This window comes from Actinoplanes sp. NPDC021490 (assembly GCF_055562135.1).
The window spans coordinates 225,578-244,646 of the sequence record NZ_JBVHFW010000002.1; the positions used below are offsets into that span (position 1 = coordinate 225,578).

The 19,069-nt window shown below is 70.6% G+C and carries 19 protein-coding genes and 1 riboswitch; of the genes, 12 read left to right on the plus strand and 7 right to left on the minus strand.

Annotation, left to right across the window (positions count from 1 at the left end):
• Positions 1 to 31: 31 nt before the first annotated feature.
• Together ACZ3I4_RS05505 and ACZ3I4_RS05510 are read left to right on the plus strand one after the other, a co-directional pair.
• The gene (locus tag ACZ3I4_RS05505) at positions 32 to 343 is read left to right on the plus strand and encodes a hypothetical protein (RefSeq protein WP_465380646.1); all 312 of its coding nucleotides are present in this window, start codon (positions 32 to 34) and stop codon (positions 341 to 343) included.
• Positions 344 to 367: 24 nt separating this feature from the next.
• On the plus strand, positions 368 to 1,141 hold the full coding sequence (locus tag ACZ3I4_RS05510) for a (2Fe-2S)-binding protein (RefSeq protein WP_465380647.1): 774 nt from the start codon (positions 368 to 370) through the stop codon (positions 1,139 to 1,141).
• On the opposite strand, the gene ACZ3I4_RS05515 is transcribed toward ACZ3I4_RS05510, so the two are convergent.
• From ACZ3I4_RS05515 to ACZ3I4_RS05525, 3 genes are read right to left on the minus strand one after another with little or no spacing between them, the layout of a single operon-like run.
• Complete coding sequence (locus tag ACZ3I4_RS05515; protein WP_465380648.1) at positions 1,048 to 1,539, minus strand: restriction endonuclease; 492 nt, start codon at positions 1,537 to 1,539, stop codon at positions 1,048 to 1,050. The two genes, ACZ3I4_RS05510 and ACZ3I4_RS05515, sit on opposite strands and share 94 nt — an antisense overlap.
• Positions 1,540 to 1,543: 4 nt before the next feature.
• The gene (locus ACZ3I4_RS05520; RefSeq protein ID WP_465381156.1) at positions 1,544 to 2,539 is read right to left on the minus strand and encodes a ribonucleotide-diphosphate reductase subunit beta; all 996 of its coding nucleotides are present in this window, start codon (positions 2,537 to 2,539) and stop codon (positions 1,544 to 1,546) included.
• A gap of 38 nt (positions 2,540 to 2,577) precedes the next feature.
• The gene (locus tag ACZ3I4_RS05525; protein WP_465380649.1) at positions 2,578 to 4,998 is read right to left on the minus strand and encodes a ribonucleoside-diphosphate reductase subunit alpha; all 2,421 of its coding nucleotides are present in this window, start codon (positions 4,996 to 4,998) and stop codon (positions 2,578 to 2,580) included.
• 125 nt (positions 4,999 to 5,123) lie between these two features.
• Positions 5,124 to 5,343: riboswitch (cobalamin riboswitch) on the minus strand.
• Between the two features lie 95 nt (positions 5,344 to 5,438).
• Here ACZ3I4_RS05525 and ACZ3I4_RS05530 point away from each other — a divergent pair.
• Positions 5,439 to 6,209 carry a sulfite exporter TauE/SafE family protein gene (locus ACZ3I4_RS05530; RefSeq protein WP_465380650.1) on the plus strand — a complete coding sequence of 257 codons (771 nt, stop codon included), beginning with the start codon at positions 5,439 to 5,441 and terminating at the stop codon, positions 6,207 to 6,209.
• 58 nt (positions 6,210 to 6,267) lie between these two features.
• On the opposite strand, the gene ACZ3I4_RS05535 is transcribed toward ACZ3I4_RS05530, so the two are convergent.
• Positions 6,268 to 6,693 carry a PPOX class F420-dependent oxidoreductase gene (locus tag ACZ3I4_RS05535; protein WP_465380651.1) on the minus strand — a complete coding sequence of 142 codons (426 nt, stop codon included), beginning with the start codon at positions 6,691 to 6,693 and terminating at the stop codon, positions 6,268 to 6,270.
• A 91-nt stretch (positions 6,694 to 6,784) separates the two neighbouring features.
• Here ACZ3I4_RS05535 and ACZ3I4_RS05540 point away from each other — a divergent pair, with 91 nt between their 5' ends.
• The 6 genes from ACZ3I4_RS05540 (at position 6,785) to ACZ3I4_RS05565 (ending at position 14,728) form a co-directional block, all read left to right on the plus strand.
• Positions 6,785 to 7,792 (plus strand): hypothetical protein, encoded by a 1,008-nt coding sequence (locus ACZ3I4_RS05540; RefSeq protein ID WP_465380652.1) that lies wholly within the window; start codon positions 6,785 to 6,787, stop codon positions 7,790 to 7,792.
• A 26-nt stretch (positions 7,793 to 7,818) separates the two neighbouring features.
• Complete coding sequence (locus tag ACZ3I4_RS05545; protein WP_465380653.1) at positions 7,819 to 8,811, plus strand: SEC-C metal-binding domain-containing protein; 993 nt, start codon at positions 7,819 to 7,821, stop codon at positions 8,809 to 8,811.
• A gap of 16 nt (positions 8,812 to 8,827) precedes the next feature.
• Entirely contained in the window at positions 8,828 to 9,034 is a 207-nt protein-coding gene (locus ACZ3I4_RS05550; protein ID WP_465380654.1) for a hypothetical protein, read from the plus strand.
• A 49-nt stretch (positions 9,035 to 9,083) separates the two neighbouring features.
• Positions 9,084 to 9,953, plus strand: a complete 870-nt coding sequence (locus ACZ3I4_RS05555; RefSeq protein ID WP_465380655.1) for an NmrA family NAD(P)-binding protein — start codon at positions 9,084 to 9,086, stop codon at positions 9,951 to 9,953.
• A 937-nt stretch (positions 9,954 to 10,890) separates the two neighbouring features.
• Complete coding sequence (locus ACZ3I4_RS05560; protein WP_465380656.1) at positions 10,891 to 13,077, plus strand: glycoside hydrolase family 3 N-terminal domain-containing protein; 2,187 nt, start codon at positions 10,891 to 10,893, stop codon at positions 13,075 to 13,077.
• Positions 13,078 to 13,132: 55 nt separating this feature from the next.
• A complete protein-coding gene (locus ACZ3I4_RS05565; RefSeq protein ID WP_465380657.1) occupies positions 13,133 to 14,728 on the plus strand; it encodes a diguanylate cyclase domain-containing protein in 1,596 nt (531 codons plus the stop codon).
• A gap of 7 nt (positions 14,729 to 14,735) precedes the next feature.
• Here ACZ3I4_RS05565 and ACZ3I4_RS05570 read toward each other — a convergent pair whose 3' ends face one another.
• The gene (locus tag ACZ3I4_RS05570; protein WP_465380658.1) at positions 14,736 to 15,545 is read right to left on the minus strand and encodes an alpha/beta hydrolase; all 810 of its coding nucleotides are present in this window, start codon (positions 15,543 to 15,545) and stop codon (positions 14,736 to 14,738) included.
• Between the two features lie 225 nt (positions 15,546 to 15,770).
• Here ACZ3I4_RS05570 and ACZ3I4_RS05575 point away from each other — a divergent pair, with 225 nt between their 5' ends.
• Entirely contained in the window at positions 15,771 to 16,352 is a 582-nt protein-coding gene (locus ACZ3I4_RS05575; protein WP_465380659.1) for a DUF6346 domain-containing protein, read from the plus strand.
• On the opposite strand, the gene ACZ3I4_RS05580 is transcribed toward ACZ3I4_RS05575, so the two are convergent.
• Positions 16,312 to 17,178, minus strand: a complete 867-nt coding sequence (locus tag ACZ3I4_RS05580; RefSeq protein WP_465380660.1) for an alpha/beta fold hydrolase — start codon at positions 17,176 to 17,178, stop codon at positions 16,312 to 16,314. The two genes, ACZ3I4_RS05575 and ACZ3I4_RS05580, sit on opposite strands and share 41 nt — an antisense overlap.
• An 82-nt stretch (positions 17,179 to 17,260) precedes the next feature.
• On the opposite strand from ACZ3I4_RS05580, the gene ACZ3I4_RS05585 reads away from it, so the two are divergent.
• Together ACZ3I4_RS05585 and ACZ3I4_RS05590 are read left to right on the plus strand one after the other, a co-directional pair.
• The gene (locus ACZ3I4_RS05585; protein WP_465380661.1) at positions 17,261 to 17,707 is read left to right on the plus strand and encodes a CGNR zinc finger domain-containing protein; all 447 of its coding nucleotides are present in this window, start codon (positions 17,261 to 17,263) and stop codon (positions 17,705 to 17,707) included.
• An 81-nt stretch (positions 17,708 to 17,788) separates the two neighbouring features.
• Complete coding sequence (locus ACZ3I4_RS05590) at positions 17,789 to 18,178, plus strand: VOC family protein (RefSeq protein WP_465380662.1); 390 nt, start codon at positions 17,789 to 17,791, stop codon at positions 18,176 to 18,178.
• A gap of 7 nt (positions 18,179 to 18,185) precedes the next feature.
• Here the strand turns inward: ACZ3I4_RS05590 and ACZ3I4_RS05595 are convergent, their stop codons facing one another.
• Positions 18,186 to 18,989, minus strand: a complete 804-nt coding sequence (locus ACZ3I4_RS05595; RefSeq protein ID WP_465380663.1) for an SDR family NAD(P)-dependent oxidoreductase — start codon at positions 18,987 to 18,989, stop codon at positions 18,186 to 18,188.
• Positions 18,990 to 19,069: the final 80 nt, after the last annotated feature.

Genomic DNA, 19,069 nt, shown 5'->3' on the forward strand with positions numbered 1-19,069 from the left:
CCCGCAACCGGCGGCCCCTAGTGTCGTTCCGGTGAGCGGCGAGGAGCGCGTGATCGTACGGGATCTGCTGATCGGGGCCGGTTATCCCGAGGAGTGGGTGACCGCCAAGGCCGCCCACGTCAGCCGGATCTACTACCACCATCGCCGGCCCGGCCCGAAGGCGCCGAAGGACAGCGCCGGGATCGCCGTTTACGGGCCGGAGGACCGGGCGGGCCTGCTCGACGCCGCCCGCGAGCTGAAGGACGGCCCGGGCAGCCGGTCCGAGACTGCCGCCGCCGGCACCTGCGACAACCCCGAGTGCATGATGTGGCGTCAGCAGCACGGCGGCCCCTGCGAGGTCTGAGACCGCGCCCGTAGAGTGGGGCCCGTGCCGGCCGAGAGTGATGCCGGGGCAGCGCTCGCAGCGGCGGCCCGGCTTGGACCCTATTTCGTGTGGCAGCCGCACGACGCCGGGGACCATTGGCGTCCCCTGTCCGATCTGCTCGATCCGGCGGTCGTCGCCGACCGGGTCACGGCCGGGCAGCAAGTGCTCATGCGCATGTCCGGGCTGGGCGCGGACGACATCGGTGAACGCGTGGTCGCCTCCACGATCTTCCTTGGGCTCGCGTCCCGGCTCGTTTCCCCGCTGCTGGCCGCGGCCGCGCTGACCGGCACCCTGCCCGTGGCCGATCCTGCCCGGCTCCGGTGGCGCGCCGTCCCAAGCGGTCCCATGCCCATCTCGTACGGGAACCTGGACGCCCTCGAAGCAACCGCGCACACGCTGAACCAGGTCGCGATCCGCGATCTCGTCGCGCCGGTGCTCGCGGTGTTCGAGCGCCGGTTCGTGCTGTCACCGCAGGTGCTGTGGGGCAACGTGGCGTCGGCGCTGGGCGGGGCCGCCGGCATGATCGCCGACGACCCGGCCGCTCCCGCCGCGGCCGCCGGGCGCAGCGCCACCCTGCTCGGCGAGCTGCTGGAATCGCCGCCGCTGAAGGGCATGGCCACCCTGCACCAGCCCGACCCGGGCCGGGCGCGCTGGTTCCTGGAACGCCACAACTGCTGCCTGTACTACCGCATCCCCGGCGGCGGCACCTGCGGCGACTGCGTCCTCACCCCGGCCGCGGATCGCCGCCGCCACTGGCTTGCGGTGCTCAGCCGCTGACCAGAAGCGCCGTCCGCCGGTGACTGCCAGCTCGCCCACCAGGACAGGCTGCCGGCGTCGACGAGGGTGACGCCCGCGCGGGCCGCCGCGTGCAGCAGTGGCTCGGAGGCCGCGCCCCCCAGGACGATCATCGTGCGGTCACCGCGGCGCCATTCGCGGGCGGTGCGGGCGAAGCGGTGCACGTCGGCCGGGGTGAGGCGGGCCGGGTCGGGGTGGCAGCGCAGCAGCCACCGCAGCCCGTCGGCGGCCGTGCCGACCACGTCGGTGCCGAGCTGCCCCATCGGGGCGGTCACCGTCACCTCACGCCAGCCGCCGGCGCGCATCAGGGCCGCGACGCGGCCGGAGAGATCGCCGGCGCCGGGAGTGTCCCGGCGCCGGCCCTGCTCGTGCCGGTTCACAACCTCAGAAGTCGTCGTCGAAGCTGACGGTTCCGGACACGCCGACCTGGTACGCGGAGACGCGGCGCTCGAAGAAGTTCGAGAGTTCCTGCACGTCCTGCAGTTCCATGAAGGCGAACGGGTTCTTGCTGCCGTAGAGCGGCTCGATGCCCAGCACCTGCAGCCGGCGATCGGCCACATGTTGCAGGTATTCGCGCATGTCGGCCAGGGACATGCCGGACACGCCCTGGGTGAGCAGGTCCTCGGCGAACTGCACCTCGCATTCGACGGCCTCGGCCAGCATGTCCCGGACCTGCTGCCGCATCTCGTCGTCGAACAGGTCGGGTTCCTCCTGCCGTACGGTGTCGACCACGTCGAACGCGAACGCCATGTGCATGCTCTCGTCGCGGAACACCCAGTTGGTGCCGGAGGCCAGACCGTGCAGCAGCCCGCGTGAGCGCAGGTAGTAGACGTACGCGAAAGCGCCGTAGAAGAACAGGCCCTCGATGCACGCGGCGAAACAGATCAGGTTGAGCAGAAACGCGCGCCGGTCGGCCTTGGTGGACAGCGAGCGCATCTCGTAGATCGAGTCGATCCACTTGAAGCAGAACTCGGCCTTGCGCGCGATCGACGGGATGTTCTCGACCGCGGCGAACGCCTCGAACCGCTCGTTCTCGTCCGGAACGTACGTGTCGAGCAGGTTCAGATAGAACTGGACGTGCACGGCCTCCTCGAACAGCTGCCGCGACAGATAGAGGCGGCCCTCGGGCGAGTTGACGTGCTGATAGAGGTTGAGCACCAGGTTGTTGGCGACGATCGTGTCACCGGTGGCGAAGAAGGCGACCAGCCGCGACACCAGGTGCTGCTCGGCCGGTGACAGCCGGCCGAGGTCGGTCAGGTCGGAGTGCAGGTCGACCTCCTCGACGGTCCAGGTGTTCTTGATGGCGTCCTTGAACCGGTCGAAGAAGTGCGGGTAGCGCATCGGCCGCAGCGTCAGGTCCATGCCGGGGTCGAGCAGCATCCGGCGGTCGGTGGGCGTGCCGGCTTCGGAGATCGTGGTCACTGACAGGCCTCACAAGACTCGGGGTTCTCCAGGGAGCAGGCCAGCGCCTCGTCGTCGGAGACGACGGCGATCGGGGCCGCGGCGGGTGCGACCGCCACGGTGGCCTGCTGGATGCGCGTCGCCGGGCGCGAGCGCAGGTAGTACGTCGTCTTCAGCCCGGACTTCCAGGCGTGCAGATACATCGAGGACAGCTTGCCGATGGTCGGCGCGCTCAGGAACAGGTTGAGCGACTGAGACTGATCGATGTACGGGGCGCGCGCGGCGGCCAGGTCGATCAGTGCGCGTTGCGGCAACTCCCAGGCCGTACGGAACAGTTCGCGCACCTCGGCGGGCAGTTCGCCGATCTCCTGCACCGACCCCTCGGCCCGCTTGATCCGCTCCCGGATCGCGGCCGTCCACAGCCCGCGAGCCTTCAGTTCCCGTACGAGATAGGCGTTGATCTGCAGGAACTCGCCCGACATGGTCTCGCGTTTGAACAGGTTGGACACCTGCGGCTCGATGCACTCGTAGCAGCCGGCGATCGACGCGATGGTGGCCGTGGGAGCGATCGCCACGAGCAGGGAGTTGCGCAGACCGCTCGTTTCGATGCGCGTTTTGAGCGCCGCCCATCGTTCGTTCTGCGCGGGTCGTTCGTTCTGCGCGGGTCGGTCGTTCTGCGCGGGTCGGTCGTTCTGCACGGGCGTGACGCCCCACAGCTCCGGATGCAGCTTTCCGTTCGAAGCGCGCGTTTCCCCGTACGCGGGATGCGGCCCGAAACGCTCGGCCAGCCCGGCCGAAGTCTCGAGCGCGGTCAGGAAGATCTCCTCCTGCACCCGGGTCGACAGTTCGCGCGCCCGATCCGAGTCGAACGGCAGTCGCAGCGTGAAGAACGCGTCCTGCAGGCCCATCAGCCCCAGCCCGACCGGCCGCCACCGCGGATTCGACTTCGCCGCCTGCACCGACGGGTAGTAGTTGATGTCGATGACCCGGTCGAGGAACACGACGGCCGTACGAACAGTTTCGCGCAACTTCGGCCAGTCGACGCCGTCCGCCGTGGTGTGCGCGCCCAGGTTGATCGACCCGAGGTTGCACACGGCCGTCTCGTCGTCGCTGTTCACTTCGAGAATCTCGGTGCACAGATTGGACAGGTGGATCGTGTTGCCGGGCGCGCCGGTCTGGTTGGACAGCGCGTTCGAACGATCCTTGAACGTCATCCATCCGTTGCCCGTTTGCGCAAGAGTGCGCATCATCCGCCCGTACAGGTCGCGCGCTTTGACGGTCTTGACGGCCTTCTTCTCGGCGGACCGGTAGGCCAGGTCGAACTCCTCGCCGAACAGATCCGGCAGCGAAGGGGCGTCGGACGGGTCGATCAGCGACCAGTCGCCGTCGGCCTCGACCCGGCGCATGAACTCGTCCGGGATCCAGTTGGCCAGGTTCAGGTTGTGCGTGCGGCGGGATTCCTCGCCGGTGTTGTCGCGCAGCTCCAGAAACTCCTCGATGTCCGGGTGCCACGGTTCCAGATAGACGCAGGCCGCACCCTTGCGCCGGCCGCCCTGGTTGACCGCGGCCACACCGGCGTCGAGCGTCTTGAGGAACGGCACGATCCCGTTCGACTTGCCGTTGGTGCCCCGGATCAGGGCGCCCCGGCCCCGCACCCGCGACCACGCGATGCCGATGCCGCCGGAGAACTTGGACAGCTTCGCGACCTGGTGATAGCGCTCGTAGATGGAGTCGAGCTCGTCGCGCGGCGAGTCGACCAGGAAGCACGACGACATCTGCGTGTGCCGGGTGCCCGAGTTGAACAGGGTCGGCGAGCTGGGCAGATAGGCCAGCGACGACATCAGCCGGTAGAAGCCGATCGCCTCGGCCGGGGTCTGCGACAGCCCGCACGCCACCCGCAGCAGCCAGTACTGCGGCGTCTCCACGACCTCCCGCGAGACCGGGTGGCGCAGCAGGTAGCGGTCGGCCACCGTACGGAGCCCGAAGTATTCGAACCGGAGATCGCCTCGCGGGTCGACGGCGTCGTCCAGTTTGCGCGCGTTCGCGGCCACGAACTGCGCGGTCTCGTCGCCGATCAGGCCCTGCTGATGCGCGTATCTGATCGATTGGCTGAAGCTCGCCACCGACTGCAGGCGAACTTCCTTGTCCACGTACGCGGCCAGCAGGCGCGCGGCCAGCTTGGAGTACTGCGGTTCCTCGCCGATCAGCTCGGCCGCCGTCTGGATCGACAGCTTGTCGAGCTCCGCGGTCGTCGCGCCGTCGTAGAGCCCGCTGATCGTCTTGGTGGCCACCCGCAGCGGGTCCACCTCGCCCAGGCCGTCCGCCCAGCGCTCGACTGCCTTGACGATCTTGTTGACGTCGACCGTCTCGAGATCGCCGTTGCGTTTACGGACCTGCATCCCGTGCCGGCGTTGCTCCGGCACCCTGGTGTCGGTCATGTCCCCCTCTTCCCAGCCCTCGTTGGGGTCGGAAGGACACGCAGGGGGACGCCACCGGGCACAGAGAGGCCCGGCTGTCACGGCGTCGGCCGTCCCGCGCGGCCTTCGACCACCGCACACCGAGGCCGGCGTGCGGTGCGCTGGCAGGTCTTCGGACTCGTGGGCGCGATCTCTCGACGAGATCTCCTACTGGCCGTCGCTTCCCAAGCTCGTGACGAGCCCAGTGCTGTGTGACGGCGGTCGTTCCCACTCACCGCTGCGGGGCAGTCCCGGTTTCACACCGGATTCCCTCTTGCCTCGGCCACCACGTCACGCGGCGGCCGAACCAGCTGCGAGAGACACCATATATGGACGCCGCCGCCGACGCGCAACACCACATCCTGTGCCCGGCGTGTCGTGTTCGCCGCGTCACTCCAAGATCGTCCGATACAGTTCCGGCCATGACATGGCCGACCGCGCTCGGCGGGTTCGGCGCGGGCCTGCTGATCGCGCTGGTGACCACGCCGGTCGGGGTGTCCGGGGCGGTCTTCCTGCTGCCGGTCCAGCTCAGCGTCCTGCACGTGCCCAACCCGGCCGTCACCCCGACCAACCTGCTGTTCAACGTGGTCTCCGGCCCGGGCGCGTTGCTGCGCTACGGCCGCAACGGCCAGTTCGCCGGCCCGCTCGCCCGCCTGCTGCTCACCGGCACCCTGCCCGGCGTGGTGCTCGGCGCCTGCCTCCGCGTGTTCCTGGTGCCCGGCCCCGGCGCGTTCCGCATCGTGGCCGGCGCGGTCCTGCTGCCCCTGGGCCTGTGGCTGTGCGTACGGGCGCTGCGTCCCGGCCGGCCCGACCGGCCACCGTTGTCGCCCCGGACAATCGTCGGCCTCGGCGTGGCCGCCGGAACAGCCGGCGGCATCTACGGCATCGGTGGCGGTTCCCTGCTCGGCCCGATCCTGGCCGGCCGGGGCACGCCGATGACCCAGATCGCCCCGGCCGCCCTGGCCGCGACCTTCGTGACGTCGGTCGCCGGCGCCGCCACGTACGGCCTGCTGGCCCTGGCCACATCCGGCGACATAGCCCCACACTGGACGCTCGGCCTGCTCTGCGGCGCCGGCGGCCTGATCGGCGGCTTCCTCGGCGCCCGCCTGCAGCCCCACCTCCCCGAAACCGCCCTGCGGCTCCTGCTCGGCACCCTCGCCACCGCGATAGCCGTGTTCTACCTGGCGTCGTGACGCCCGGACCGCTCCGGCCTCCCGACGCCGACTCCATCGGCGCTTTGACGGCCGGCGGTCAGCCCAGGCTCTGGCCGTAGACGTGGTCGACCTTCAAAACCAGCAGGACCCGGCGGTCGGAGACCATCACCTGGCGGTACTCGTCCCAGTCGGGGTGCTCACCGGCGGCGCGGCGGTAATAGTCGACCAGGGCCTCCACCTCGGGGCCCTGCGGGTCGCGGCCCGGGCCGATCAGCTCGACCGTGCCCTCGGCGGTGGCCCACGACCGGCCGTCGGCGCTGGTCACCTCGAGGGCGGCGCGCGGGTCACGGCGTACGTTGGCCGTCTTGGCCCGGCCGTCGGTGACCGACACATAGATGCGTTCGGCGTCGCGGTCGTAGAAGGGGGTCACGGGAGAGAGCTGAGGGAGGCCGCCGGCCTTGATCGTGGCCAGCACGCCGAGGCGGCTTTCGGCGAGCAGCGCCCGCGGATCGAATTCAGTCACCCGGCCATTGTGCCCCCGGCTGACATTTGTCATGGCCGATCCCGGTCGTTCGGCCCGCCCGCCCGGGTCGCTCAGGTTGTCCAGTAGAGACATGACACGTCGGATCGCTCCCGCACTGGCACTGTTCTTCCTGGCGCCGCTCGTGGCCGAATTCCTGCTGGGAAACCTGCCCATCACGTTCCTGCCCGCGGTGGTCGCGCTGGCGCCGATGTACGGCGGGGGCGCGCTGCTCATTCGCGAACTGGTGCGCCGCCGCGGGCTGGGCTGGCCCAACATCGTCGTGCTCGGGGTGGCGTACGGCGTACTGGAAGAGGGGTTGACCACGCAGTCGCTGTTCAACCCCAACTATGCCGATCAGCACCTGCTGGTCGACGGTTTCGTGCCCGCGCTGGGCATCGCCGTCCCGTGGACGCTGTTCGTGATCGGCCTGCACGTGTTCTGGAGCGTCTCCACGCCGATCCTGATGATGGAGGTCGTCGCCCGCGACCGGCGGACCACACCGTGGCTCGGCCGCACCGGTCTGATCGTGACCGGGGTGCTGTTCGCGGCGGGCATCGCCATCACGACGGCGATCAACATGTCGATGTGGCCCTACACGGCCACCGCCGGGCAGTTCACTGCGACCGGGGTCATTCTCGTGCTGCTGATTGCGGCCGGACTGCTGCTGCGTCTCCCGCTCAGAGCCACACCGGCAAGAGCACCCCGCGCCCGTACGGTACTGGTCGCGACCCTGATCGCGGGTGGTGTCTTCATGGGCCTGACGCTGGTGGACGTGCCGGCGTGGGCCGGCGTGGCCCTGTGGACCGCCGACGTGGCCGTGTTCCTGACGCTGATCGCCCGCTGGTCCTCCCGGGACGGCTGGGCCGACCGGCACCGGCTCGCCATCGGCGCGGGCGCACTGCTCACGTACGCCTGGCACGCGTTCGCCGAAACGCCGGTGGGCGCGGCCGCCGCCGCGGTCGACCTGATCGGCAACGTCGTCTTCGCCGCCGGCGCATTGTGGCTGATCTGGTTCGCCGCGCGCCGCCTGCGCGCGCAGAATCGCGCACGAACGAACAGAGATCTGCGCCATGCCGGACCGTCGATCAATAGCCGATGAGTCACGCGGCGCAGTACCGTGACGGCGTGGCTTTCAAAACCGAGCTGACCAGCGAAGACCTTAGTGAGATCCGGCAGTCCGCCCTCGGCGCGGCCGACCCCCTCGGCATGGCGGCCGATCTGGCCGACGCCGCCGAGGCCGGGCGCCTCGCGGACAAGGACGACGCGGGGTATGCCCTCGCGCTCGCCGCCGAGATCGCGGAGAGCCGCGCGAAGCTCGACGCCGCACTCCGCTACGTGGAGCGCGCCGTCGAGGCGTACGGGGAAAGGGACGACAGCCAGGCGGGCGGCGCGCGGGCCCTGCGCGCGCGCATCCTGTTCCGGATAGGCCGCGCCGACGAGGCGATGGCCGCCCTGGAACCGCTGCGCCCGCTGCTCACCCGCTATCCGGACGCGCCGGCCTTCATCACCGCCGCTCTCGGCGCCGGCCAGGAGCACAGGCTGGCCGAGAAGTGGCTGACCGAGGCCGTACAGGAAGCCCTGGCCTCCTCCGGCGGCACGGCCGAGCCGTCGTCGGCCGAGGACGCCGGCGTGTCGTTCTTCCTGCTGCAGCAGCGGCACCGCCTGCGGCACGCGCTCGGCCTGCAGCACGACACGCACGACAACCTGGCCGAACGGCTCGAGACCCGGCTGGCCAACGCCGGCGCCACCACGAACGCCGGTGTCGACCTGCTGTTCTGGCGGCAGGCCGAGTTCGACCGGCTGCTCACCCAGTTCCCGGCGCTGGCCTCGGTGTTCGGCGCCGACTGGGACGAGCACCGGGCGACCCTCGAGCGCGAGCTGGTCCGGCTGACCGGCGCCGGCCGTACGGGACTGACCCTGCTGCCCGCCACGGTCGTCGGCCTGACCGGTTTCGCCGGCGCCGACGGGGACGTGACCGACGCCGGGATCCGCTCCGGCTACGCGCAGCAGCTGGCCGGCCGCGAGGGCCAGATCCCCTGGCCGCCGGAGCGCAACGGCGCCTGCTGGTGCGGCTCGGGCAACAAATACAAGAAGTGCTGCCTGCCGCGTTCGCGGTGACGTCTAAACTCCTGGGGTGACCGATCCTGATGAGGATCCGCTGGTTCCTTATCAGGACTCGGATGCCGAACCTGGAACCCGGCGCGGCGACTGGCGATGGCTGATCATCACAGTCGTCGTGCTGCTGTTCCTGTGCGGCGGCATGGCCCTGGCCATCAACGCGTGGCTGGGCGACAACGCCGGGAAGGTCCGCGACTCGGTCGCCACACGTCTGCACCGTTAGGCCGCCGTTCCGCCGGAATATGTCGTACCCCCGGTGTTGCATGACAGCCATGACGATCGCCGTGACCACACCCACCGGAAATGTCGGCTCCCGTGTCGTCCGTCTGCTCGTTCAGGCCGGCGAACGACCGCGCGTGCTCGTCCGCGACCCCGGCCGGCTCCCGGCCGACCTGCGCCCGCACGTCGAGGTGGCGCGGGGCGACCTGCTCGACGAGTCGTTCGTGGCCGGCGCCGTGAAGGGCGCCGACGCGCTGTTCTGGGCCAGCCCCGAGCCGTTCACCTCCCCCGACCCGCTGGCCGACATGGTGACCATGGGCGCCCATGCCGCAGCCGCCGTCCGCGCCGCCGGCATCCCCCGCGTGCTGCAGGTCAGCAGCGTGGGCGCCGAACGCCGCCACGGCGCCGGCCTGATCGACGGCCTGTCCCGCAACGAGGAACAGCTCCGCGGCACCGGCGCCGACGTGCTGACCCTGCGCTGCGGCTATTTCTTCACCAACCTGCTCGGCATGCTCGACGCCCTCCGGGCCGGCGTGCTGACCACCACGATGCCGCTCGACCGCCCACAGTCCTTCCTCGACCCGCGCGACATCGGCGAGGTGGCCGCCGCCCGCTTGCTGGCGGGCTGGTCAGGCAGCTCGATCGGCGCGGTGCACGGCCCGGCCGACCTCTCATGGACCGACGTGGCGGCAATTCTGTCCGCCGCCACCGGCCGCCCGATCGAGCCCCAGCAGATCACCGACGACCAACTTCGCGAGGCCCTGCTCGCCGCCGGCATGACCGAACCAGCCGCGGCCGGCGTAGTCGGCATGACAGCCGGCACCCGAGACGGCTTCGAGCCCGAACAAAAACGCGACTACGTCAGCACAACTCCGACGACGCTGGAGGCGTGGGCCTACTCGACGTTGCGGCCGTTGCTCTGAGCCGGAGCCAACCGCCTCGTATGCCAGTCCCGCGTCAGTGCAGAACCGCCGCCTCCCAACGTTGGGACCATTGCACTGAGCCGGGAGCCAACCGCCTCGTACGCCGGGTCGTCCCGCGTCCGTGCAGATCCGCGCCTTCGACCGTTGCGGCCGTTGCGCTGAGCCGAGAGCCAGCCGCCCAGTGCAGGTCGTGCCCGTTCCGGCGCGCCCGTGCTGCCGGGCGTGGCCGTCCTGCTGCTGATCGCGACAGTGCCCAACCGCCGCCTCCGACGCTTGCCACCGCTGTGCGCTCATGGCCGTAGCGAGCAGCCGGATCTGACGGCACTCAGTCATCCGCAATCCCGTCGCCCGCCGGCATCTTCAGCTGGCCTTGAGCAGGACCGCTCACAGGGCCTTAAGCATCCTAGGAGGCTAGGAATTGGAGTGGGACACGAATGGCGGTTACAGCGAGCTCAAGCAAAGCGCCGAGGTGTGTGGGCCCAGCGAGAAGCTAAGGCCGGCGAAGGGGTCGCCGCCTGGAAGACACCGGCCAGCTCGATGGCCTCAGCGGGCGAGGTCGACCGGTTTCGGCTGGCTCCCGACGCGTCCGGTTCCAGGCGCGCGGCCCAGTCGCGGTCCAGCGGGTCGAACCGCTCGGACGCCCAGTCACGGTCCAAAGCACGCGTCCAAGCGCGGCTGAACGGATCGCGGGTCCAGTCGGGGGTCCAACGCGCGGGCCCAAGCGCGGTGAGACGGCTACCAGGCCCATCGAGCGGTATGCAGCCGCAAGAGAAACGAGTAAGCTTCGCGCTTACACGTGTAAGCGACAACTAAACCCGACCGGAACGGCAGACGCGCAATCGTTGCCCGGACGATGCTGGTCGGAGCGCATCGCCCGATGTTGTGGCTTGAGGAAAGTGGCACGCGGGCCGGTGCGAAGAGGCAGGAGAGGACGCCCATGGCGAACGTCGAGGAACTGCTGGCCGGCATGTCGGCCGAGGACAAGGCCGCTCAGCTGACGCAGTACTTCTATTTCAAGCTTCCGGCCGGCGCCCAGCCCGACCCGGCGCTCGGGCTCGACACCGATGCCCAGCCCCGCGCGGTCGAGGAGGCGCTGGCGCGCGGTGGGGCCGGGTCGCTGCTGTTCGTGACCGATCCGGCCGAGATCAACCGGCTGCAGCGTCAGGCCCTCGACGGCAACCCGCACGGCGTTCCGCTGCTGTTCGGCTTTGACGTCATCCACGGGCTGCGCACGATCTTCCCCGTGCCGATCGCCATGGCCGCCTCCTGGGATCTCGACACCATCACGCGTGGTCAGGCCGTCGCGGGGCGGGAGGCGCGCGCGGTCGGCATTCACTGGACGTTCGCCCCGATGGTCGACATCGCCCGGGACCCGCGGTGGGGACGCATCGTCGAGGGTGCCGGGGAGGACCCGTTCCTGGGCGCCGCCGTGGCCGCGGCTCAGGTGCGCGGGTTCCAGCAGCACATCATCGCCGGCCCCAAGCATTTCGCGGGCTACGGCGCGGCGGTCGGCGGGCGGGACTACGACGAAGCCAACCTTTCCGAGTACGAGTTGTGGAACGTCTACTTCCCGCCGTTCCAGGCCGCGATCGACGCCGGGGCCGGGAACGTCATGACGGCGTACATGGATCTCAACGGCATCCCCGCCTCGGCCAGCCACTGGCTGTTCACCGAGGTGCTGCGGGAAACGTGGGGTTTCGACGGCTTCGTGGTGAGCGACGCCAACGCCGTACGCAATCTGGTCACTCACGGCTACGCGCGCGATCTGGCCGAGGCGGGGGCCCGCGCGGTGACGGCCGGTGTCGACATGGAGATGGCGATCAGCGAGCCCGCGTACGACACCATCGCCAACCAGGTCGACGACAAGGTGCTGGACGAGCGGGCGCGCAAGGTTCTGGAGGCCAAGGACAAGCTCGGCCTGTTCGAGGACCCGTACGTGGATGAGGACCGCGCCCGCGAGATCCTGGCCGACCCGGCCCACCGCGACGCCGCCCGCGAGGCTGCCCAGCGTTCGGCCGTGCTGCTGCGCAACGAGGGCGGCCTGCTCCCCCTGGACGCCGCCGCGCTGAGCTCGATCGCCGTGATCGGCCCGCTGGCCGCCTCCCGCCGCGACATCCTCGGCCCGTGGGTGTTCGACTTCGACCTGGACGAGACCGTCACCGTGCTCGACGGCCTCCGCCACGCGGCCGGCGACGACGTGCGCGTCGACTATGCGCAGGGCATTCCGGTCGCGCAGCGCACGTTCCCGTCGATGTTCGACATGTTCGGCCGCAACCGCCCGTCCGACCCCGAGGGCTTCGAGCCGGAGGCCGAGTTCGAGCGGGCGATCGCCACGGCCACCGCGGCCGACGTCGCCGTGGTCGTGATCGGCGAGTGGCAGAACATGATCGGTGAGGCCGCCTCCCGGTCCTCGCTGGAGCTGCCCGGCCGTCAGCTCGAGCTGCTGGAGGCCGTCGTGGCCACCGGCACGCCGACCGTCGCGCTGATCATGAACGGACGCCCGCTCGATCTGCGGTGGGCCGCCGAGCACGTGCCGGCGATCCTCGACATCTGGTATCCGGGCACCCAGGGTGGGCACGCCGTGGCCGACCTGATCTTCGGCCGGGTCTCCCCCGGCGGCAAGCTGCCCTTCACCTGGCCGCGCACGGCGGGGCAGATCCCGATGACCTACTCGCACACCACCTCGCACGAGCCGGAGAACCAGGTGCGCCGCTACTGGGACGAGGCCAGCACCCCGCTGTTCCCGTTCGGTCACGGCCTCAGTTACGCCACGTTCGCCTACGACGACCTGACCATCAACCAGCATTCCCCCGTACGGGACGGGTCGGTCACGGTCTCGGTCGAGGTGACCAACGAATCAGATCGGGAGGCGGCCGAGGTCGTCCAGCTCTATCTGCACCAGCGGCACGGCAGCGCGTCCCGGCCCGTACGGGAGCTCAAGGGTTTCGAACGTGTCGTCGTGCCCGCCGGGTCGAGCCGCCGGGTCGAGTTCACGGTCGGTCCCGAGCACCGGCGCTACTGGAACGCCGTCGCCCGCGACTGGGTGCTCGACGCCTCCACCTTCGACGTCTGGGTCGGCGGCAGTTCGGAGGCCGACCTGCACGGAACGTTCCAGGTCGTCTAGGCCGCGGGCGGGCGCTCAGCACCGCGGCGTCCGAGCCGATTCACCCTATGTGCGCGTGTCAGCGGAGAGCCGCCGGCGCGGCTGGACCGGTGTGCTGCTGGTCCTGGCCGTGCTGGCCACCGGAGGCGCGGTCACCGCGGCGGCCTACGCCGTGGTCGACCGGGGCGAGAACCGCTACGCCGGGCAGGTCATGGACCGCTACGCCGACGACCTGTCGGCCGCGGTGACCGACCGGGCCGACCGTTACGCGGCCACGGTGAGCGATCTCGCCGCCGCCGTGGGCGCCCAGTCCGACCTGCGCGCCGACGACTTCACCCGGATCACCGCCACGCTCGACTCCACCCGTCTGCCCGGCGCCGCGGGCGTCGACTTCATCGTGCCCGCGATCAGCGCCGAGATCCCGGCCGTGCAGCGGTACTGGCGTGCGCGCGGCGCGGCCGGGATGACGCTGCGCCCGGCGTCCGGACAGTCCGAGCACCAGTTCATCGTCTTCGAGCGCACGTTCGACAGCGTCTCGGGCGTCGCCGGTGTCGACCTCGCGCAGCGTTCGCAGGCGAGCGAGGCGTTGCGCACCGCCCGGCAGAGCGGCCGGCCGGCCATCAGCCCGGCCTTTGAGCTGATCCGCGACCAGGGTGTCCGGGCGGGCACCCGGCAGACCTCGATCACGTTCGCCGCTCCCGTCTACTCCGGCCTGGGCTCGGCCGCGCCCGACGTCTTCCGCGGCTGGATCGTGATGCCCGTCCGCGGTCAGGACTTCCTGTCCCAGACCCTGCTCGACCGCGGCCACGGTGCGGTGCAGGTCCGGCTGGCCGAGGCCGGCCGCGGGACACCGGTGATCGCGGCAACCACGATCGGCACGAGGGTCGACGACGAGGGGCTGGACCGGCTGCGCGCAATCACGGTCGGGCAGCGCCACTGGGAACTGTCCCTGTGGCCGACCACGCGTCTGTTGCACGCCACCGACCGCGGGATGAGCCGGTTCACGCTCGCCGCCGGGGCCGCGCTGACCGTGCTGCTCGGTTTGATGACCGGGATGCTCACGGGCAGCCGGAACCGCGCCCTGCAGCAGGTCGACGAGGCCACCGCGGCGCTGCGCGACGACATCGCCCGCCGTGAGCACGTCGAGGCGCGGCTGCGCGAGCGCGAGCGGGAACTGCAGGACCTGGCGTTCCACGATCCGCTGACCGGCCTGGCCAACCGGCTGCTGTTCTTCGACCGGCTGACCCACGCGGTGGCGACCCACGCCCGTACGGGCCGCCTGCTCGCCGTTCTCTTTCTCGACCTGGACGGCTTCAAGCAGGTGAACGACCGGCACGGCCACCATGCGGGCGACCTCGTGCTGCGCACCGTGGCCGGCCGTTTGCGCACGGGACTGCGCGAGACGGACACGGTCGCGCGGTTCGGCGGTGACGAGTTCGCCATCATCCTCGAGAACGCGGCCGTGCCCGGCGACGCGCGCATCGCGGCCGAACGGGTCATCGGCGAGGTGCAGGCGCCGATCGACATCTCGGGCACACCGGCGGCGGTGTCCGCGAGCGTCGGCATCGCGATCAGCCGGGCCGGCGTCACCGCCGACGATCTGATGCGCGAGGCCGACGCGGCCATGTACGCCGCGAAGAACGCGGGCAAGAACCGCTACGTCGAGGCCTGAGCCGTCCTCAGCTGGCCGAGCGCCGGACGAACTCGATCACCTCGTCGATCACGTCGTCCGCGTTGAGCTCGTTGAACAGCTCGTGCCGGGCCTCCGGATAGGTGCGTTCGATGAAGTTCGGCCCGCGTAGGTGGTGGACGCCCGGACGCGAGCCGTCGATCGGGACCAGCGCGTCGTCCTCGCCGTGGATCCACATGAGCGGCAGGGTGCCGAGTTCGGGACCGCTCGCGACGGCGTCGATCCCGCGTTCCAGGGCCACCAGCGTCGGGCGTTTGAACGGGCCGTGCCAGACCAGCGGGTCGGCCGCGTACTCCTCGCCCACGGCCGCATCGCGCGAGAGCGTGGTGATGTCGAGCGGCACGTCCGGGATCTCCTCGAGCGCCAGCAGCTGACTCACCGCGTCCCAGCGGCCCACCACCGGGCTGGACAGCACCAGCCCGGCCAGCGTGTCGCCGTACCGCTGGGCGTACCGGGCCGCGATCAGCCCGCCCATCGAGTGGCCGAGCAGCACGACCGGCAGGTCCGGATGCTCTCGGCGGGCCGTCTCGTCGAGCGTGTGGAAGTCGGTGACCACGTCCTCGAAGTCCTCGATCAGCACCCGGTCGCCGTCGCTGCGGCCGTGGCCGGCGTGGTCGGCCGCGTACACGACCGCGCCGTCGGCGACGAGCCGGTCCGCGAGCCGCTCATAGCGGCCGATGTGCTCGCCGTACCCGTGCGCGAGAAGGACCACGCGGGACGGTTCCCCGGGGCCTTCCCACGTACGCGCGGTCAGTTTGCCCCGATGTCCCTCGTACGTCCATTCCCGCGAATCCGCCATGGCCGCCGCCTCCCTGACTCTCATATGTCCCGGGCGTCCCGGGGCAAACCCGGGACTGCGGACGTGGCACGCGGCCCGGCCCGCCCGGGACGCGCCCCGGACAGAGTTCTCCCTGTCCGCGAGGCAACCCCATGACAAGGAGAACGACAATGTCCGTCACCGTCAACCCGGCGCCCGATCCCGCCCGGGTCCGGCGGTTTGCCGTCACTCATCATGATGGATGCGATGAGGAACGAGAGGCTGCGCCGGCGTCGCCGGGCCGGACTGCTGGCGGAGCGCCCGGCGCCGGTTCCGGCCGCGGCGGCCCCGGCGCCCGCCCGGCCCGGCCGCTGGTATCACAACCTGCTCGCCCTGGTGCTTCTGCTCGCGCTGTCCTACGTGCTGATGGCCGCGGCCATGACCGTGTCCCGCTTCACCGGCCGCGACTTCGGCGACGCCGAGCAGACCGGCTACGCCACGGTCGAGCGCTGTGAGCGGCGCGGCCCGCTCTCACTCAAGGGCTTCGGCTACTACCAGCGCTGCACCCTGGACGTCGACTGGGCGGCCCCGATTCCCAAGTCCGTCACCGTGGACAAGCCCGGCTTCTTCCGGGACGCCGAGCCGGGTGACACCTTCGAGATCGGCCGGCACACGGGCAGCCGGGGCAGCGTCGGCTACTCCCGCGCCGACGTGCCCTCCCGATGGTGGGTCACGACGATCGGCGTCCTGCTCGGCGGCGCCGCCGTCCTGCCCCTGTTGATCGCGTTCCTCTACCTCCGCGACACCGTCAAGGACGGTTTCCGCCGGTTGCGCCGAACTTCCGGATGAGCTCGGCCACCTCGTCGACGGCCGTCTCCAGCAGGAAGTGACCGCCGGGCCGGAGGTGGATCTCGGCGTCGGGCAGATCGGTGGCGAAGGCACGCGCGCCGGCCGGGCCGAAGATCTCGTCGCCCTCGCCCCAGATCGCCAGCAGCGGGGGCCGGTGGGTGCGGAAATACTCGTGCAGCCGCGGATAGAGCGGCCGGTTGGTGGCGTAGTCGTAGAAGAGGTCGAGCTGGACAGCGTCGTTGCCGGGCCGCGACACCAGATGGAAGTCGTGCCACCACGTGCTCGGGTCGACCAGCGTCTCGTCGGCCACGCCGGTCACGTACTGCCAGCGGATCGCCTCCAGCGTCAGCGCCTGGCGCACGGCGGCCTCGGTGGTGGCGTTGCGATCGCGGTGATAGGCGAACACGCCCGCCCAGAATTCCGGGACAAAGCCTTCCTCGTACGCGTTGCCGTTCTGCGTGACGATCCCGGTGATCGCCGACGGGTCCCGCAACGCCAGCCGCCAGCCGATCGGCGCGCCGTAGTCCTGCACGTAGATCGCGTAACGCCGGACCCCGATCTGGTCGAGCAGCCCGGCGGTCAGCTCGGTGAGCGCGTCGAACGTGTACCGGAACTCGTCCGCGCCCGGCGCGTCGGACAGGCCGAACCCGAGGTGGTCGGGCGCGATCACATGGAAGTCCGCCTCGAGCCGCGGAATCAGCTCGCGGAACATGAACGAGCTGGTCGGATAGCCGTGCAGCAGCACGATCGCGGGCTTGGCCGGGTCGCCCGCCTCCCGGTAGAAGAGCCGCCGGCCGTCCACGATCGCATACCGGTGATGCACCATGACTCTAACCCCCTTGGTGTTCATTGATAGTTAGATCCTGCCGCCCGATCGTGTAACCTGTCAAGCGTCGATTGGAGGTTGGATGGAAGACGTGCTCCTGCTCAGGTTGCTCAACAGCACCCCGATGGCCGACGGCGTCCGCACCGACACGCTCGACATCGAGACCGACGATCCGGCCCTGCTGCGCGCCGGGCGGGACACCCTGCAGGACGTCGTACGCGGCACGCGGCCCCCGTCCGCGCTGACCCCGTTCCTGCAGGACGTGGTGTCACGCCCGTCGATCGACGACGAGGGCCGGCTCGCCTGGACGGTCGAGGCGCCGCACGCGCGGGCCCTCCTGATCCGGGCCATCGAGGCGTGGGACGAGCTGGAACGGACCCGCCTGGGCCGCCTTCGTGCGTGCGCGAACGACGAGTGCGCCCTGTTCCTGCTCGACCGGAGCAAGTCGAACAGCGCCCGCTGGTGCTCGATGTCGTCGTGCGGCAACAAACTCAAGGCCCGCCGCCATTACCAGCGCCACAAAGGCTGAGGACCACCCCGCCGTCACACCTGCGCGACGCGCTCCGTCAGAGGGATGAAGGACACGACGATCCCGTACGGAGGAACCATCATGACGCTCGCAGCGAACGCCATCGTGCTCGGAGTGCAGGACCTGGACCGGGCCAAGAAGTTCTACGGCGAGGGCCTGGGCGCGGCCGTCGTCCAGGACTATCCCGGATTTGTGATGTTCAGCCTGGGCGAGGGGTCGTCGTCCCTCGGCCTGTACGACCGGGAGGCCACCGCGCGGGAGGCGGGCGTCCCGGCGGAGGGCAGCGGCTACCGGGGTGTGGCCTTCCACCACCTCGCGGGGAGCCGGGCCGAGGTCGACGACGTGATGGGCCGGGCCGCGGCGGCCGGGGCAACGGTCGTCAAGCCGGCCGCCGAGGCGCAGTGGGGCGGCTACTTCGGATACTTCGCCGACCCGGACGGGTTCCTGTGGAAGGTCGCGTCGGCCTCGTAGGCGCCCCCTATTGGAAGGCGGCCTCGGACACCGGCTGCCAGTCCCGCCACGTCTGCAGGCGGTCCTCGTAGATGGCCTCGATGGCCGGGAGCAGTCGTCCGAGGATGAGCCGGCGGGGCGGCTGCTCGGCGTCGACCAGCTGCAGGATGGCCGGCTTGGTGGCCTCCGGGTCGCCGACCTCGAACTCGGGCGCGGTCGCGGCGCGAGCCTCCGCATAGGCGGGCAGCTCGGCGCTGCGCCGCGAACCCCGGTCGAGCCAGTCGGTGGCGTACGGGCCGGGCTCGACGCAGGTGACGTGAATGCCGAAGCCCGCGACCTCCTGAGCCAGCGACTCGGAGAGACCTTCGAGGGCCCACTTGGACGCGTGGTAGGCGCCGATGCCGGGGTATGTGCGCACGCCGCCCTCGCTCGTGACCTGCAGCAGATGCCCGCCGCCCTGGCGCCGCAGCACCGGCAGGACGGCCTGGGTCACCCACACGGATCCGAAGAAGTTGGTCTCCAGCTGCTGCCGCAGTTCGCGTTCGGTCAGCTCCTCGACCATGCCGAAGTGCCCGAAGCCGGCGTTGTTGACGACCACGTCGAGGCGGCCGAACCGCTGCACCGCCCGGTCGACGGCGGCGAAGACCCCCTCCCGATCGGTGACGTCGAGCTCGAGAGCCAGAACCGTCTCGGGGAAGCGCGCCACGAGATCGTCGAGCGCGGACACCTTGCGCGCGGTGGCGACCACCCGGTCACCCCGCTCCAGAGCCGCCTCGGCCCACAGTTTGCCGAACCCGCTGGACGTACCCGTAATGAACCAGATCTTGGACATGTCCCCAAGTCTCGCCTCCGCCGGGGCATGCCACCAGCGAATGGTCGTCAGGTCAGGCATTCCATGCTGGCATACTGGGC

Coding starts and splice junctions, on each gene's coding strand:
- ACZ3I4_RS05530 (WP_465380650.1), top strand. CDS start 5,439: ATGACATGGCCGACCGCGCTCGGCGGGTTCGGCGCGGGCCTGCTGATC.
- ACZ3I4_RS05560 (WP_465380656.1), top strand. CDS start 10,891: ATGGCGAACGTCGAGGAACTGCTGGCCGGCATGTCGGCCGAGGACAAG.
- ACZ3I4_RS05570 (WP_465380658.1), bottom strand. CDS start 15,545: ATGGCGGATTCGCGGGAATGGACGTACGAGGGACATCGGGGCAAACTG.
- ACZ3I4_RS05590 (WP_465380662.1), top strand. CDS start 17,789: ATGACGCTCGCAGCGAACGCCATCGTGCTCGGAGTGCAGGACCTGGAC.
- ACZ3I4_RS05595 (WP_465380663.1), bottom strand. CDS start 18,989: ATGTCCAAGATCTGGTTCATTACGGGTACGTCCAGCGGGTTCGGCAAA.
- ACZ3I4_RS05580 (WP_465380660.1), bottom strand. CDS start 17,178: ATGGTGCATCACCGGTATGCGATCGTGGACGGCCGGCGGCTCTTCTAC.
- ACZ3I4_RS05525 (WP_465380649.1), bottom strand. CDS start 4,998: ATGACCGACACCAGGGTGCCGGAGCAACGCCGGCACGGGATGCAGGTC.
- ACZ3I4_RS05575 (WP_465380659.1), top strand. CDS start 15,771: ATGAGGAACGAGAGGCTGCGCCGGCGTCGCCGGGCCGGACTGCTGGCG.
- ACZ3I4_RS05555 (WP_465380655.1), top strand. CDS start 9,084: ATGACGATCGCCGTGACCACACCCACCGGAAATGTCGGCTCCCGTGTC.
- ACZ3I4_RS05585 (WP_465380661.1), top strand. CDS start 17,261: ATGGAAGACGTGCTCCTGCTCAGGTTGCTCAACAGCACCCCGATGGCC.
- ACZ3I4_RS05540 (WP_465380652.1), top strand. CDS start 6,785: ATGACACGTCGGATCGCTCCCGCACTGGCACTGTTCTTCCTGGCGCCG.
- ACZ3I4_RS05520 (WP_465381156.1), bottom strand. CDS start 2,539: ATGCTGCTCGACCCCGGCATGGACCTGACGCTGCGGCCGATGCGCTAC.